The organism is Chryseobacterium sp. (assembly GCF_045629545.1).
Lineage (GTDB): Bacteria > Bacteroidota > Bacteroidia > Flavobacteriales > Weeksellaceae > Chryseobacterium.
The window spans coordinates 1-14,541 of record NZ_JAZQRK010000045.1 but is presented as its reverse complement, the minus strand read 5'-3'; the positions used below and the strand labels follow the sequence as shown (position 1 = coordinate 14,541).

Here is a 14,541-nt window from a genome sequence, read left to right as displayed (position 1 = left end):
CTTAAGCTTAGCTTTCGGGATTTTTTTGTTACTTATTTAATTTTGCCATTTCGGCTTCATATATTCTTTTTCTCAGATCGCTAGAAGAAAAACGGTGGTCCCTTTTATTATAAAAAATCTCAATTCCTTTTTCCTCACAGTACGCTTTACCTGTGAAATTTTTTTCTATATAGTCATCACCAATGATACGAACATCTATTACAAAGGACTTCAATATGTCTTCTAGATCTTCTTCTGTATAATAAGGTATTATTTCGTCAACGGCATTTACCGCTTTAAGCTGAATATAACGCTCTACAATAGTTTGTGTTGGTTTATTTTTATTAGGACGATCATGTGCAGGATTAATCTGTAGTCCTACGATTAGGTAATCGCAAACAGTCTTAGCTTCCTCTAGCATCTTGATATGACCCGCATGTAGCAAATCAAAAGAAGAGAACGTAATACCGATTCTTTCAGTCTTCATAATAAAATTAATTAGTTTTTGTTTCCAGGTACTTTTGCCAATTCCATGCCGTTTTTAGAGCTTCTTGTAATGTTGTTTCAGATTTCCAACCTAACTCTTGTTCAGCTTTGCTAGCATCGGCGTAAGCAATCTCAATATCACCTTCTCTTCTATCGCAAATTTGATAAGGTACAGATACGCTATTAGCTTTTTCAAATGCTTCTACTACCTCTAAGACAGAAGAACCTTTGCCAGTTCCTAGATTGAAAATATCTATCGTTGTTTCTACCGAAGTGTTAGTCATCAATTTTTGTAGCGCTGCAACATGTGCTTTAGCCAAATCTACAACGTAGATATAATCTCTTATCGCCGTTCCATCTTCGGTATTATAGTCATTACCCCAAACATTCAGTTTTTCTCTTATTCCTGTAGCCGTTTGCATTACATAGGGAACCAAATTATTAGGTACACCAATTGGCAACTCACCTAGTAAAGAACTAGGATGCGCACCAATAGGATTAAAATAACGCAACAAACATATTTTGCTATGATAAGCATTAGCAAAATCTTTAAGGACCTCTTCTCCCATTTGTTTGGTTTTACCGTAAACGCTTTCTGGAGTTTTCAGTAAAGCACTCTCATCAATAGGCATTTTATCTGCTTGTCCGTATACCGTACAAGATGAACTAAAAATAAAATTGGATATATTTCTATTTTTAAATTCCTGAAGAATATTAATTAAGGTAAAAAGATTATTCTCATAATAATCTAATGGTTTTTCCTGGCTTTCGCCTACCGCTTTGTAAGCAGCAAAATTAATACACCCTTCTATAGTATGTGCATCAAAAACTTGGTGCAGCAATTCTTTTCTTCTTAGATCGAATGGATAGAAAATAGGCTTTTTACCTGTGATTTCTTGAATGTTGTTTAAAATAAACTTCTCCGAATTGGATAAATCGTCAACAATAATAACCTCAAAGTTATTATTAAGAAGTTCCACAACGGTATGTGAGCCAATGTAGCCCAAACCGCCTGTTACAAGTATTGCCATTATATAATTATGTTATTAGTATTTAGACATAAATTCTAAAACAGCATCTGTAATATATTTCAATTGCTCTTCATCCAATTCTGTATGCATAGGTAAAGAAATTACTTCTCCTAGTAATTTATCTGTATTCACAAAATCCGCGTCATTACTCTCTTGGAAGTAAGCTTTTTGCTTTCTCAATGCTACAGGATAATAGATCATCGCAGGGATTTCCTTTTCTGTAAGAAATTTCTGAAGCTCATTTCGTTTACCATTGGTAATTCTCAATGTATATTGGTGAAAAACGTGTGTAGAGTTTTCGTCTCTTTTTGGAGTTAAAATATGTTCTGCATTTCCAAATGCTTCATCATAATAATCTGCAGCTTTTCTTCTTGCTTCATTGTAAGAATCTAAGTTGGGAAGCTTTTTCCTCAACACTGCAGCTTGTATACTATCTAGTCTAGAGTTTACACCTACCTCATCATGATAATATCTTTCGTACATCCCATGGTTAACAACTCCTCTTATTCTATGTGCCAAATCATCATTATTGGTGAAAATTGCACCACCATCACCGTAGCATCCTAGGTTTTTTGAAGGAAAGAATGACGTTGTTCCCACTGTAGCCATCGTTCCCGATTTCTTTACAGTACCGTCAGAAAATGTATATTCTGCACCAATTGCTTGCGCATTGTCTTCTATAACAAATAGATTATGTTCTTCAGCAATTTTTAGAATCTCTTCCATATTCGCACATTGTCCGAAAATATGTACAGGAATTATTGCTTTTGTTTTTGGAGTAATTGCCTTTCTAATTTGTTCCGTAGAGATAGTGAAAGTATCATAATCTACATCTACCAAAACCGATTTTAGCTTTAGTAAATGAATAACTTCTACTGTTGCTGCAAAAGTGAAATCAGCTGTAATCACCTCATCACCATCTTTCAAATCCAAAGCCATCAATGCAATTTGTAATGCATCTGTACCATTGGCACAAGGGATCACATGTTTTACATCCAAATAGCTTTCCATTTCATTTTGGAAAGATTTTACTTCTGGCCCATTAATAAAAGCTGCCGAATCTAGTACATTTAAAACCGCATTATCTACATCATTCTTTATCTTGTAATACTGACTCTGCAAGTCAACCATCTGTATTTTTTTCATAAACAAATATTTCCGTAAAAATAAGGAATTAAATATCCTTTCAAAAAAAATAATCGAATTTGTTTTATCTTTATAAAAAAAATGATGAAAAAACTTTTACTCTTTTGCCTTTTTGCCAATTATTCTATGGGATATGCTCAATCTGAATTGGTATTTGTTTTTTTCAAAGATAAACCTAATAAAGGAAATTTCTATGCCAATCCTCTTTCCGAACTGAGTCAGAAATCTCTAGACAGGCGCTCTACTCAAGGTATCACCCTGAATGATCAAGACGCGCCTATAGAACCATCCTATATCTCCACTATACAGAACCTAGGATTCACCGTCACAGATCATTCAAAATGGTTGAATGGAGTAATTTTAAATTTAAATCAAGCTCAAGCGAATATCATCAAATCACTACCGTTTGTACATTCGCTTGAAAGTTTTGCGAAAAATACTACTTTAGTTTTAAAAACTCAAAATGTAAACAAATGGGAGAATTACGCTAAGGAAAATAATAGTACTACTCTATTTAACTATGGCAATGGGACTGAGCAAATAGACCAAATTAACCTAAGACCGCTTCATCTCGCAAATTATACCGGAACAGGAATTTCAATAGCAGTCATAGATACAGGTTTCCCAACCGTAAATATAGGTTCTGCTTTTTCTAGACTGATTAGCAATAATCAGATAAAAGGTGGATATGATTTTGTATCTAAATCTACCGACATCTACGACCCTACTCTCAATAGCCACGGAACCTTAGTTTTAGGTGCTATTGGGGGTTTTATTCAAGATACTTTTGTAGGATCCGCACCCGATGCCAATTTTTATTTATACAGATCTGAAGATGCCGATGTTGAAATTCCGGAAGAAGAAATATATTGGATAGAAGCTGCTGAAGAAGCCGACAGAAAAGGAGTTGATATCATCACCTCATCTCTAGGTTATAGTACTTTTGATGATGCACGCTACAATTATTCTTACGCTCAGATGAATGGCACTACTTCATTTATCGCTAGAGGTAGCGAAATTGCTTCTAGCAAAGGCATTTTTGTATTGGCAGCCACCGGTAATTCGGGTGCTCAGCCTTGGCATTACCTTTTGACTCCTGCAGACAACGCTCAAGTTTTCACAGTTAGAGCTGTAGACGATCTGGGAAATCCTTCAAATTTTTCTTCTTTTGGACCCAATTCTTCAGGCATTATAAAACCTGATGGTGCTACCAGAGGAACTTCTGCAACAACTGTGATTAATAACACCATTACTTCGGTTTCGGGAACGTCTATTGCGACACCCATAGCGGCTGGCGGAATTGCATGTTTGATGCAAGCCTTCCCTTCCTTGAATAGAAACCAAATGAAAACTCGACTTTGTCAAACTGCTTCTCTCTATCCAAATACCAATAATCAAATTGGATATGGTATTTTAAATTTTGGTAATTTTTATAACACAGTGCTTTCCTCATCAGAATTGGTAAAGAAAGAAACGATTGCACTATTTCCGAATCCAACCTCTTCGATCCTAAATATCGCAACAGAAAAAGAAGTGGTAACTGTGGAAGTTTATGACAATCTGGGTAAATTATTGTTTACTGAGAAAAAACAGAAATCCATCAAGGTGGAAGATTTCCCGATTGGAACTTATTATCTTAAAATTCAGACTCAAGATAACATCTACTACGAGAAATTTATGAAGAAATAAAATGAAAGCCTTCAGTAATGGGAAGGCTTTTGTATTTTAAATTTTGATTTTAGTAATTAAAATGAAAAAATTACACAGAATTTCTACTCGCATTGATATTTCCAAATAACGAACGCGTAACAAGTTTCCCAAAGGCTTCTTTATTGCCTTCTCCATTCTAAATTTTCATTAAAGCATATTGCTGAATACGGAAAAGTGATAACAATTTTCTCACGAATTTTTACCGACTTCATAAAAAGTGGATCTTCCTCTTGCAACATCGTGAAACCTGTAAGCTTAGCATAGTATTGTGGCTGTTCTATTACCTTTTCTAGTGGATGATCTTGCAAAGCTCTTTCAATAACAACTGAATAAGGGTGAATTCGATACCTAATTTCAATCTAAAATTAATTATTAATAGAAATAATTCTAATAGCAAACTGAGAATCAAGGAAAATAACTCACTCAGATATTCCGCTATTTGCAATTAAAAATCAGCTATCAACAATGCTTTTATCATAAATTTGCATTAATAAATAAAAATCATGGCAAACAAAAATTTACAAGAATTTAGTATTGAGGAGCTTCAGTCAAAGAAAAAAACAATAAAAAAATTAGTTTTAGGATTAGGCGTTTTGATGATCATGGCTTGCACTTCCTTAGTTATTCTTTCAGTTTCCATGAAAAAATATGTTTTTATACCTATTGCCACTGGATGTATCATTACCTTATTGCCCACCGGAATTGCACTTGTCCAGATTAATAAGGAATTAAAGTCGAGGTCTATCCAACGATAAAAATCGAAATTATATTACCTCATTTTTTGGATTTTTAAGGTGATTGGTACAAACGGAACGATTTTACTTTTGATGCTCCTAATATTACGTATTTCGAAGATGTATGAACAAAATAATTTTATGCTTAGATTTAGCAAAGTCTTAACTTATTTTTAAGTCTCAATTGCGTAAATTTGATTTAAATAAAATAAAGAATAATGCTAAACTTTGAGTTTAAAAACCCAACAAAAATACTTTTCGGTAAAGGAGAAATTGCAAAAATATCCAAAGAAATCCCTAAAAATGCAAAGATACTAATGGTGTATGGCGGTGGAAGTATCAAGTCTAACGGCGTTTACGACCAGGTAAAATCAGCATTAGACGGGCATGAATTGCACGAATTTGGAGGTGTTCCTGCGAATCCAGAATACGAAGTTCTTGTAGAAGCTTTAGCTGTAATCAAAGAAAAAAACATAGATTATTTATTAGCTGTAGGAGGCGGATCTGTGATAGATGGCGTGAAGTTTCTTTCAGCCGCAGCTAAATATGAAGGAACACCTTGGGAAATCCTTACCAAGCCTGTAAGAACTTTTGAAGGTGAAGGATTACCGTTTGGAAGCATACTTACCATGCCCGCTACAGGTTCGGAGATGAACTCTGGTTACGTAATTTCTAGAAGAGAAACTAATGAAAAATTATCTTCTGGCGGACCAGGATTATTCCCAGAATTTTCAGTTTTAGACCCTGAAGTTATTCAATCCATTCCCAAAAGACAAATTGCCAATGGCATAGCAGACGCCTATACTCACGTTCTAGAGCAGTATATGACGGCTCCATCTTCTGCAGATCTTCAAGAGAGAATTGCAGAAAGTATCCTAATTAGCCTTCAAAATGCAGCCCCAAAAGTAATGTCAGATGAATTCGATTACGATGCAGCAGGAAATTATATGTGGTGTTGTACAATGGCACTCAATGGATTGATCCAAAAAGGAGTAATCACAGATTGGGCTGTTCATGCGATGGGACACGAACTGACGGCTTATTTCGGGATCGATCATGCTAGAACTTTGGCCGTAATTGCGCCATCGCACTATCGTTACAACTTCGAAGATAAAAAAGGTAAATTGGCTCAATATGCGGAAAGGGTTTGGAATGTTACCGAAGGAACTTTAGAAGAAAAGGCAGAAGCTGGAATCAAAAAGCTAGAAGAATTTTTCCATAGTTTAGAAATTCAAACCAAATTATCATACTATACTCAAGAGTACCTAAACACTGCTGAAAGAGTGGAAAAAGCTTTCACAGAGCGCAATTGGTTGGGCTTGGGAGAATACAAGAAATTGACTCCAAAAGATGCATTCAAAATTGTTGAAATGAGTTATTAATCATCAGATCCCGGAACATCAAGTTTCGGGATTTTTTTTGTAGCTATTTCCCGCTTTTCGTTGCAATCTTTTGTTTTTTCTATAAAAAACAAAAGGATTTCCACTGCAATCGGGGCTAGAAAGTGGGACTTTTTGTAGCAATCGTATTTATCACATTCTCTGTAAACGACCCCCGATAAAGGCTATCTTTTATTTTTGAGGCAACACTACTCTTCTCAAAATCCTTTTTTTTCAACCAAAACTCTAAAAATCCTTTAATTCATTACCAATATTTCAAATTTATTTATATTTTAGCATATTCTTAAATTTGTGAAAATGAAAAAACGTTTACTTTTATTTGCCTTTTCAGCATTTGCGCTTTCTTCTTGTAAAGAAGATGATGACATCCAACATTACGAAATGGATATGTTAAAAGGAGAATGGAGGACCGCCAAAATGGAGATTATATCTGGTGCAGATGACAAAACTATAATCACTACAGATGTACCTATGGGATGCAATATGAAAAGTACAACAGAATTCAGAACAGATCATTATACTGCATATACAGCTTTCTCTGGGATAGAATCATCTTGCACTAGTGATAAGATTGAAGGAACGTATGACTATGATACCGAAACCAAAACAATGGTGATTAAGTATGAAAACGAAAGTCCTAGACCTTACAAAATTATTTACCTGAATAGTACTGAGCTGAAACTTCAACAATTGTATGATAATATTGATTATAATGGTGATTTCAAAATAGACAAAATCTACACGACTTACAAAAGATAATACCAAAAAACTCCTGAATAATATCAAGAGTTTTTTATACTAATCCAAAGATTATATTTAGCATAAAAAAATTCGACTCCAATAATGAGGTCGAATTTTTTATTGTATTATTTCTTTCTTTTAGACATAGAAATAGATTTTTGTTGCGCTCTATTCGCACCAAATTTCTTAGGAAGTTTTCTTTTGGATGGTCCACCCCAATTTTCTTTCTTGTTCTTATCTTTCTTCTCATGGAAAGCGCCACCACCTTCATATATTTTCACATAAGCAGGGTTCTTCATGACAATCTCATCCTCTTCAGAAGCAATTTTCTTAGGGTTGATAGTAACTTCTTCTGGGAAATCGATGTACTTCAATTCTTTGTCCATCAATAATTCGATATCCAAAGCCAAAGTTTCTTCTTTCTTAGATACAAAAGTGATGGCTTTACCATCTTTATCTGCTCTACCAGTCCTACCGATCCTGTGGATGTATTGCTCTTCTACTTCAGGTGTTTCGAAGTTGATTACATGCGTAATGTTTGAAATATCCAATCCTCTCGCCATAATATCTGTAGTAATAAGACCTCGAAGTACTTCATTTTCGAAGTTTTTCATGGCTTTCAATCGATAATTCTGTGATTTGTTGGAGTGTATGACATCAAACTGGCCTGGGAAAATCTCTTCAATCTTAGAAAGCAGCAAATCTGCATTTTTCTTATTATTATTAAAGATCAAAACTTTAGACATATCTTCATTGTTTTTCAACAAGTACGCTAACAAGTTGATTTTGGTATTGAAGTTCTCTACTTTATAAGCAGTTTGCTCTATCTTCTCTAGCGGAGTTCCCGACTTTGCTAATGAAATTTCTATTGGACCTGCAAAATACTGATCCAACATCTCATCTACAGCATCTGTCATGGTAGCTGAGAATAGGATATTTTGTCTCTTATCCCTCATCATTTCAAAGATGTGAGTAAGCTGTGGTCGGAAACCTAAATTCAGCATCTCATCAAATTCATCAATAACCAATTTTTGTACTTCTCTGAGAGAAATTGCGTTATCAATGGCTAAATCCATGATTCTACCAGGTGTTCCTACCAAAATATCACATCCGTCTTTAAATAAAAGCTTTTGTGTATTGATATTTTTTCCCCCGTAGATACCAATTACTCTTGCAGAAAGATTTTCTGTTAGCTTTTCTACAATTTCAGTTACCTGAACCACCAATTCTCTTGTTGGTACAAGTACTACAACTGTAGGATTTCCATTTTTATTATATTTCCAAGTCTTTAAAACTGGTAAAAGATATGCTAGCGTTTTTCCTGTACCCGTCTGCGCAATCCCCATCACATCTCTTCCAGAAAGTATTGGTCCTATACTTTTAATTTGTATAGGCGTTGGCTCAAATAAATCTAAATCTGCTAAAACATCAAGAACTTTGACCGGAAGGTCAAAATCTGCAAAAGTGAGTTTTTCCATTTTGCAAAGATAAACAATTAATTAAAATGATGATTTTAGAATATTTATTTGTATTAAAATAGAGAAATATTATTTAAGGATTGACGAAACACCAATTATTACATTTGTAATTTATCAATATTACATATTTTCAAATAAATTAATTCATATTTGATAATTTAAAAACTTAGTAACATCATTTCCTAGTTGTTCTTAAAACTAAAATTATAATGATTACAATGGAAATAAAAAATCCAAAGATGGCAAAAACGGATATTTCACCAATTCTCGGAGGAGCCTGTGAAACAAAAATAATGGATGTACAAATCATATTAGCGCCTAAAAACAGAGATAGAATGAGATTAACAATACTAGATTTGATAAGTTGATTGGTTTTCTCTATATTTTTAATTTCACTAGATATTGTAAATTTATTATCATCCAGTTTTTGAAGAACAGATCTTAATTCCTTCGGTATTTCATCTATACTTTCGGTAAAATTCATCACCTTGGATAGACCGTTTTTCAGTAGCTTTTTAGGATCGGTTTTTTTAGCAAAAACCTTTTTGGTATACGGCATTAGGCTTTTCACTATATCCAAATCAGGATTGATGGTTCTTCCAACCCCTTCTATCAGGCCAATTCCTTTGAACAAGAGATAAAAATAGCCTGGCATTTCTATATGATTTTCTTTAAGGACATCTTTCATCTTCTCGATAATCACGTAGGTATCAATATTTTTTAAAGATGTGCTATGTATAAAATTAAGTACTTCTGCAACATCATTTTCAAATCTTTTATCATCTGGAATATCGTATTGTATTGCCATTTTTTTTAAGCTTCGAACGATCTTATTCGGATTCTTCGCAACGAAAGCCACGATTAAGCTCTCTAAAATCTCTTTGTCATTAGGCTGAATTTTCCCGACGGCACCAAAATCTATAAATACAACACGTCCATCTTTTTTTACCAAAATATTACCTGCATGGGGATCAGCGTGAAAGAAACCGTAATCTAGAATTTGTGAAATAAAAAGTCGCAAACCTACCTCTGAAATCTTCACAGAGTTGATATGATAAAGGTCTAATTGGGCTTTGTCTGTAATTTTAATCCCATCTACAAACTCCATACAAAGAATATCGTTATTAGAATACTCATCATAAACCTTTGGTACGTAGGTTTCTTTATGGTCTTTAAAATTGATCGCGAATTGTTTGATATTATTAAACTCGTTCACCATAGAAACTTCCTCTAATAATGACTTTTCGAAGGTGGATATGGCTTGTTTTAGATTCAACTTTGCGCCTATTTCAGAGTAGGTAGAAATCAACTTGACGATATCTTTTATCAAAAGTAAATCATCTTCTATAACGGCTTGTACATTTGGCTTTTTAATTTTCAAAATAACCTCATCGCCATTTTTTAAGGTTCCTTTGTAAACTTGTGCAATAGAGGCAGTAGCCAATGGTTTTGGATTAATTTCCAAGAAATGCTCCTCCGCAATAATTCCGAATTCTGTTTCCAAAATCTCTTTAATATTCAAATCTACAGTCTCCACACGATCCTGAAGCTTCTGTAATTCTTCAATAAACTCTAGGGGAAATAAATCTTCTCTGTTACTAAATGATTGTCCAAGCTTTACAAAAGTTGGTCCCAACTCTTCTAATGCCAACCTTATCCTTACATATACGTTTTCCTTAGCCAAGGAGTCATCTATTACGGTAATGTTTTTTTCACCACTTACTCTTGCAAGCACATCTTTGAAACCATATTTACTCAATACAGAGATGAGTTTACCCGATCTTTTAAGTTTTCTTTGTTGCTTGTCGAACATAATATGTTATAATAAATTTGAATATTAATAAGGATTCAAAAATTATTCCTAATATACAAAGACGCTTAAATTAAATCTGAGGACCATTACTATTTTAATATTCCTAATCATTATTTGGCTAATTAGAACACAGGAATTATAAGAGGTATTTACTGTACAGTGTATATATTATTTTTGGCAACGTAATTTAGTTTAAATTATACTTTTCTAAATTATCAAAGGATCTTCCAGCATGACAACAATTGATACTATTACTAAATATTTACAAATATAGCAAACTAATAAAATTGTGAATAGTGAATATATTTAGTCATTCAGACAAATTTTTTTTTTTAGTTAATTTTTGAAAACATTTATGACTTAGGTTTTAAGCAGTTTATTCAATAAAAATATATTCATAATAATGCCCTAAGAATTTCACTTCAGAACCAAGCGCAATGAGTTCGTCTATTGCATTTTGCGATAAAATAGGATGCCACGGACAATCCACATTAATGAAGAAAAAATAATTACCTAAGCCTGTTTTTAGGGTTCTGCTTTCAATTTTAGACAAATTCATTTTTCGCCAAGCAAATACCGATAAAACTTGATGCAAACCTCCCGAATGATCTTCCGGATGTTTTATCAATAAAGATGTTTTCTCAGAAACCTTTTCCACGGACATTTCTAGTGTATTTTTCATTTTAGAAATTACAATAAACTTGGTATGATTTTGCTCGAAATCTTGAATGTTTTCGTGTAAGATTTTCAGTTCATACAGTTTTGCTGCATATCAATTGGCAATGGCTGCCCATTTTTCTTGAGGATTTTCGGAAACCCATTTTGCAGAAGCCGCCCTATAACTGAAATTCTGAGATGGAATAATTTTAAAAGGATTATTTCTAAAATGATAAGTTTGCGCCAATGCTTGTGGATGAGAAATCACCTTCTCGAAACTTGAATGATTGGGATGAACCATAAGATGATGCGCGATAGGCATTACCAATTCTGTTTCTATAAACAAATTGAAATTATACAAATAATCTAAGGTCATAGAAACGGTGCCCTCAATAGAATTTTCTAGTGGAACCACCGCCTTATCCACTGCCCCACTTTCTACAGCAGCAAAGCAATCTAGGATTCTCGATTTCGAAATAAGTTCTTCTTTTGGGAAAATCTGTAAGGTCGCCAATTGAGTAAAACTGGCTAGAGGACCAAGGTAAGCTATTTTCCATAATTCAAATTTAGCTTATATTTAAATGCAGTAGAAGCGTTGAATTTATTTTTTTTCCAAATATTCTAAAATTTTTGCGTTCATATATCTGCGCTCCTCATCATTGGCATCATGATCCATATCGCTATGATTGATGTTTGTATACTCTACTGTTATGCCATATCTTTTCAAATCCTCATCACTAGGTAAAACGTGAGGATCTGCGGGATGATCTTTGGATCTTAGTGTAAATATTTTTGGCTGGCTCACTCTCGGAATTTCCATTCTTCTATTGTCCATAGAAATTATTTTTTCTGCTAACGCGGGATGTTGGTGTGCAAATAATACCACCATATCTCCACCATTAGAATGTCCGATGAGGGATAATTTTTTATAATTAAATTCAGGATAATCAGCTTTCAATTTATTTATAACAAAATAAATATTGTCTACACCACGTTGCCAATTGGGTCTTCTTGTAATCTGAAATTGCCCAGACATCGCCAAAAGATCATCTGTAGAAAGCTCGTGCTGAATACTTACTACGAAATAACCTTTACTCGCCAAAAACTCTGTGAGATAAGAATAAACTTTATAATCTCCACCCTTATTCTCTCCATATCCATGATTAAAAATTACAGGAATACCATTGCGCATTTCTTTACTTTTGGGTTGATAGATCGCAATAGGAATTTTTCGGTTTCTAGATGCATCAAAATAAGTAAGTGTATCGAGTCGGATTTCTGTAATTTTATCAGTTTGTGTTAAATTATTTTTGGTAGCTGTACATTGTACTAAAAATAAACTAAAGAGAATTAAAATTACATTTTTCATCATTTGTTTTTGTGTATTTTTAATGGGTATAAAATTAAAGCTGATCTTTTTCCCAAACAATTTTCACTGTAGAAAAAAGCTCCAATTCTAGTCTAATCTCTGAAAGAATTTTAAAATCGTTTTTTTTATAAAATTCAAGTGGAGATCGGTACAATTCGCCGTTAGATTTCACCTCATTTACTCCATCAATTACCCAACCATTTAGTTTACTTTCTACTAATTTCATTTCATCTAAAAGCATTTTACCGTAGCCTTTTCCATGAAATTCGGAATTAATAATGATGGCAAACCAAATTTCACCTTCTCTACTAAAAGTACTTGCCCAACCTACTGTTTCATCCAACTGATTTGATAAAAAATAATGCGTAGGATTGCTAATTCCATTAAGATAAATCTCTAGGTTTTCTATACTTTCGTAAGATAATTGCTGAGGATATTCATTATTCCAAAGGTCGAAAATATGGCTCTTTTGATGGAAATCTAAATATTTTGTAGTTTCTATTTTCATATTATTTTTTTAATTAAGTGTTTCTTCATAATCTTTTCCTAACACCTCGAATTTCACTTTCAAAAAATGCTTTTCAGCCAAATTACATGTAGGAAACCAATTTCTATCATCTTTACTGATCACAAACAATTCTTCTTCATTTCCTAAAGCTGCAAAATCTTCTCTCACAGGACCTTTAGCAAAGTAGTTTATCTTGGTTTTTTGGATAAGAATTTTGGATAGAGATAAAGGCAAATCTGTTGCAATTTCTACCTCATTGATATTCATAACGTAAGGAGCAGTTGAAGGTTTAAAATGCTCATCAGAAAAATCTTCTCTAGCAATGCATTCTAAAAGATTATTTTTGATGTCATAAAAATAAAAAGATTGCGCTTTCCAATTTTCAAAAGTCACTATATTATCCTTATTTCCAGCTTCTAGAATTTTAATTTTATTCGAAATCCAAATTTTAGTTTCCTCAATTTTATGAGTGGGAACTAGAAATGCAAAATGATAAATTGGCTTCACGATCTTTTCACATAAAATAAATGTAAGCAAAGTTTCGCCGACAATAAAGGTATTTTTTTTTGCTATACTTATCTTGAATTTTAAAATTCAAAACTTCAGCATAAAAATTTTCTGTGGACAGCAGATCTGTGGTTAACAGTGTGAGTTCTTTGATTTTCATTTAAACTAAAATTTAAAATGTTCTAAACTTGAAAATTGATTTTTATTGATAATTTTATCAATTACACCATCTTTTAAAATTGCAATTTTATCGCAAGTATGAAAAAGAGTTTCTATAATGTGAGAACTGATAATTACAATTTTATTTTCAGATCTTAATTCTTTTATTACATCATATAGCAAGTGAACACCTTCAAAATCTACTCCATTAAAGGGTTCATCTAAAATAGCGATAGGTTTATCTAGCATTAGCATTCCTATAAGTGCAATTTTCTTCTTCATCCCAGTAGAATAATATTGCACAAATTTCTCCAATGGAAGTTGAAATTTGCTCACCAATTCTTGCTTTTTATCTTCTTTATTTTTTGCAAAATACTCAAGATACTCTGCTCCCGTAATGTAAGGATAAAAATAGTTTTCGCTTTCTAGATAAGAAACCCATTTTCTATCTAATGCAATATCATTAAATTGAATATTTCCTTCATGTTTTATATTTCTGTAAAGTGCTTCGAATAAAGTGGTTTTGCCTGCGCCATTTTTACCCAATAAACCTATTACTTCTCCTTGTTTTATATATAAAGTAACGGATTTGAGCACTTGTTTATTTTTAAAACTAACCGATATATTTTCAATTTCCAACATAACTATTGATATTTTCTTTGGCTTGTTTAGTATTTTGAATTAATTTACCCTCGTTTCACTGGACCAAAAATTAGTATTTCTTAGTTGGATTTTAAGCTGCTTTGGTGTATTTATTTTGTGGTTTATTATTAATTCCTTGATGCTTTCGATAATGATATTTTTCTAGCCATTGTTTTATTCC

Annotated in this window: 14 protein-coding genes and 1 pseudogene; 4 read left to right on the top strand and 11 right to left on the bottom strand. The window is 33.0% G+C overall.

Annotated elements, in window-relative coordinates; all coding sequences use genetic code 11:
• Positions 1–28: 28 nt before the first annotated feature.
• From ACKI42_RS10705 to ACKI42_RS10695, 3 genes are read right to left on the bottom strand one after another with little or no spacing between them, the layout of a single operon-like run.
• On the bottom strand, positions 29–466 hold the full coding sequence (locus ACKI42_RS10705) for an adenylyltransferase/cytidyltransferase family protein (RefSeq protein WP_407405252.1): 438 nt from the start codon (positions 464–466) through the stop codon (positions 29–31).
• 7 nt (positions 467–473) lie between these two features.
• On the bottom strand, positions 474–1,496 hold the full coding sequence (gene galE / locus ACKI42_RS10700; protein WP_407405250.1) for a UDP-glucose 4-epimerase GalE: 1,023 nt from the start codon (positions 1,494–1,496) through the stop codon (positions 474–476).
• A 15-nt stretch (positions 1,497–1,511) separates the two neighbouring features.
• Positions 1,512–2,642, bottom strand: a complete 1,131-nt coding sequence (locus ACKI42_RS10695; protein ID WP_407405248.1) for a DegT/DnrJ/EryC1/StrS family aminotransferase — start codon at positions 2,640–2,642, stop codon at positions 1,512–1,514.
• Between the two features lie 81 nt (positions 2,643–2,723).
• On the opposite strand from ACKI42_RS10695, the gene ACKI42_RS10690 reads away from it, so the two are divergent.
• Positions 2,724–4,331 carry a S8 family peptidase gene (locus ACKI42_RS10690; protein ID WP_407405246.1) on the top strand — a complete coding sequence of 536 codons (1,608 nt, stop codon included), beginning with the start codon at positions 2,724–2,726 and terminating at the stop codon, positions 4,329–4,331.
• Between the two features lie 140 nt (positions 4,332–4,471).
• Here ACKI42_RS10690 and ACKI42_RS10685 read toward each other — a convergent pair whose 3' ends face one another.
• The gene (locus tag ACKI42_RS10685) at positions 4,472–4,660 is read right to left on the bottom strand and encodes a hypothetical protein (RefSeq protein ID WP_407405244.1); all 189 of its coding nucleotides are present in this window, start codon (positions 4,658–4,660) and stop codon (positions 4,472–4,474) included.
• Between the two features lie 195 nt (positions 4,661–4,855).
• Here ACKI42_RS10685 and ACKI42_RS10680 point away from each other — a divergent pair, with 195 nt between their 5' ends.
• The 3 genes from ACKI42_RS10680 to ACKI42_RS10670 all read left to right on the top strand — a co-directional run bounded on the left by ACKI42_RS10680 (position 4,856) and on the right by ACKI42_RS10670 (position 7,245).
• On the top strand, positions 4,856–5,107 hold the full coding sequence (locus ACKI42_RS10680; protein ID WP_407405242.1) for a hypothetical protein: 252 nt from the start codon (positions 4,856–4,858) through the stop codon (positions 5,105–5,107).
• A gap of 197 nt (positions 5,108–5,304) precedes the next feature.
• On the top strand, positions 5,305–6,468 hold the full coding sequence (locus ACKI42_RS10675; RefSeq protein ID WP_407405240.1) for an iron-containing alcohol dehydrogenase: 1,164 nt from the start codon (positions 5,305–5,307) through the stop codon (positions 6,466–6,468).
• Between the two features lie 315 nt (positions 6,469–6,783).
• Positions 6,784–7,245 (top strand): lipocalin family protein, encoded by a 462-nt coding sequence (locus ACKI42_RS10670; RefSeq protein WP_407405238.1) that lies wholly within the window; start codon positions 6,784–6,786, stop codon positions 7,243–7,245.
• A 107-nt stretch (positions 7,246–7,352) separates the two neighbouring features.
• Here ACKI42_RS10670 and ACKI42_RS10665 read toward each other — a convergent pair whose 3' ends face one another.
• The 7 genes and pseudogenes from ACKI42_RS10665 to ACKI42_RS10635 all read right to left on the bottom strand — a co-directional run bounded on the left by ACKI42_RS10665 (position 7,353) and on the right by ACKI42_RS10635 (position 14,360).
• Positions 7,353–8,705 (bottom strand): DEAD/DEAH box helicase, encoded by a 1,353-nt coding sequence (locus ACKI42_RS10665; protein WP_407405236.1) that lies wholly within the window; start codon positions 8,703–8,705, stop codon positions 7,353–7,355.
• A gap of 175 nt (positions 8,706–8,880) precedes the next feature.
• Positions 8,881–10,518 (bottom strand): ABC1 kinase family protein, encoded by a 1,638-nt coding sequence (locus ACKI42_RS10660; RefSeq protein WP_407405234.1) that lies wholly within the window; start codon positions 10,516–10,518, stop codon positions 8,881–8,883.
• A 376-nt stretch (positions 10,519–10,894) separates the two neighbouring features.
• Positions 10,895–11,725, bottom strand: a pseudogene (pheA, locus tag ACKI42_RS10655) (prephenate dehydratase).
• Positions 11,726–11,776: 51 nt separating this feature from the next.
• Positions 11,777–12,547, bottom strand: coding sequence for an alpha/beta hydrolase (locus ACKI42_RS10650; RefSeq protein ID WP_407405232.1), 771 nt, complete (start codon positions 12,545–12,547; stop codon positions 11,777–11,779).
• A gap of 31 nt (positions 12,548–12,578) precedes the next feature.
• Entirely contained in the window at positions 12,579–13,052 is a 474-nt protein-coding gene (locus ACKI42_RS10645) for a GNAT family N-acetyltransferase (RefSeq protein WP_407405230.1), read from the bottom strand.
• 9 nt (positions 13,053–13,061) lie between these two features.
• A complete protein-coding gene (locus ACKI42_RS10640; RefSeq protein ID WP_407405228.1) occupies positions 13,062–13,559 on the bottom strand; it encodes a VOC family protein in 498 nt (165 codons plus the stop codon).
• 165 nt (positions 13,560–13,724) lie between these two features.
• Positions 13,725–14,360, bottom strand: coding sequence for an ATP-binding cassette domain-containing protein (locus ACKI42_RS10635; RefSeq protein ID WP_407405226.1), 636 nt, complete (start codon positions 14,358–14,360; stop codon positions 13,725–13,727).
• Between the last annotated feature and the right edge of the window lie 181 nt (positions 14,361–14,541).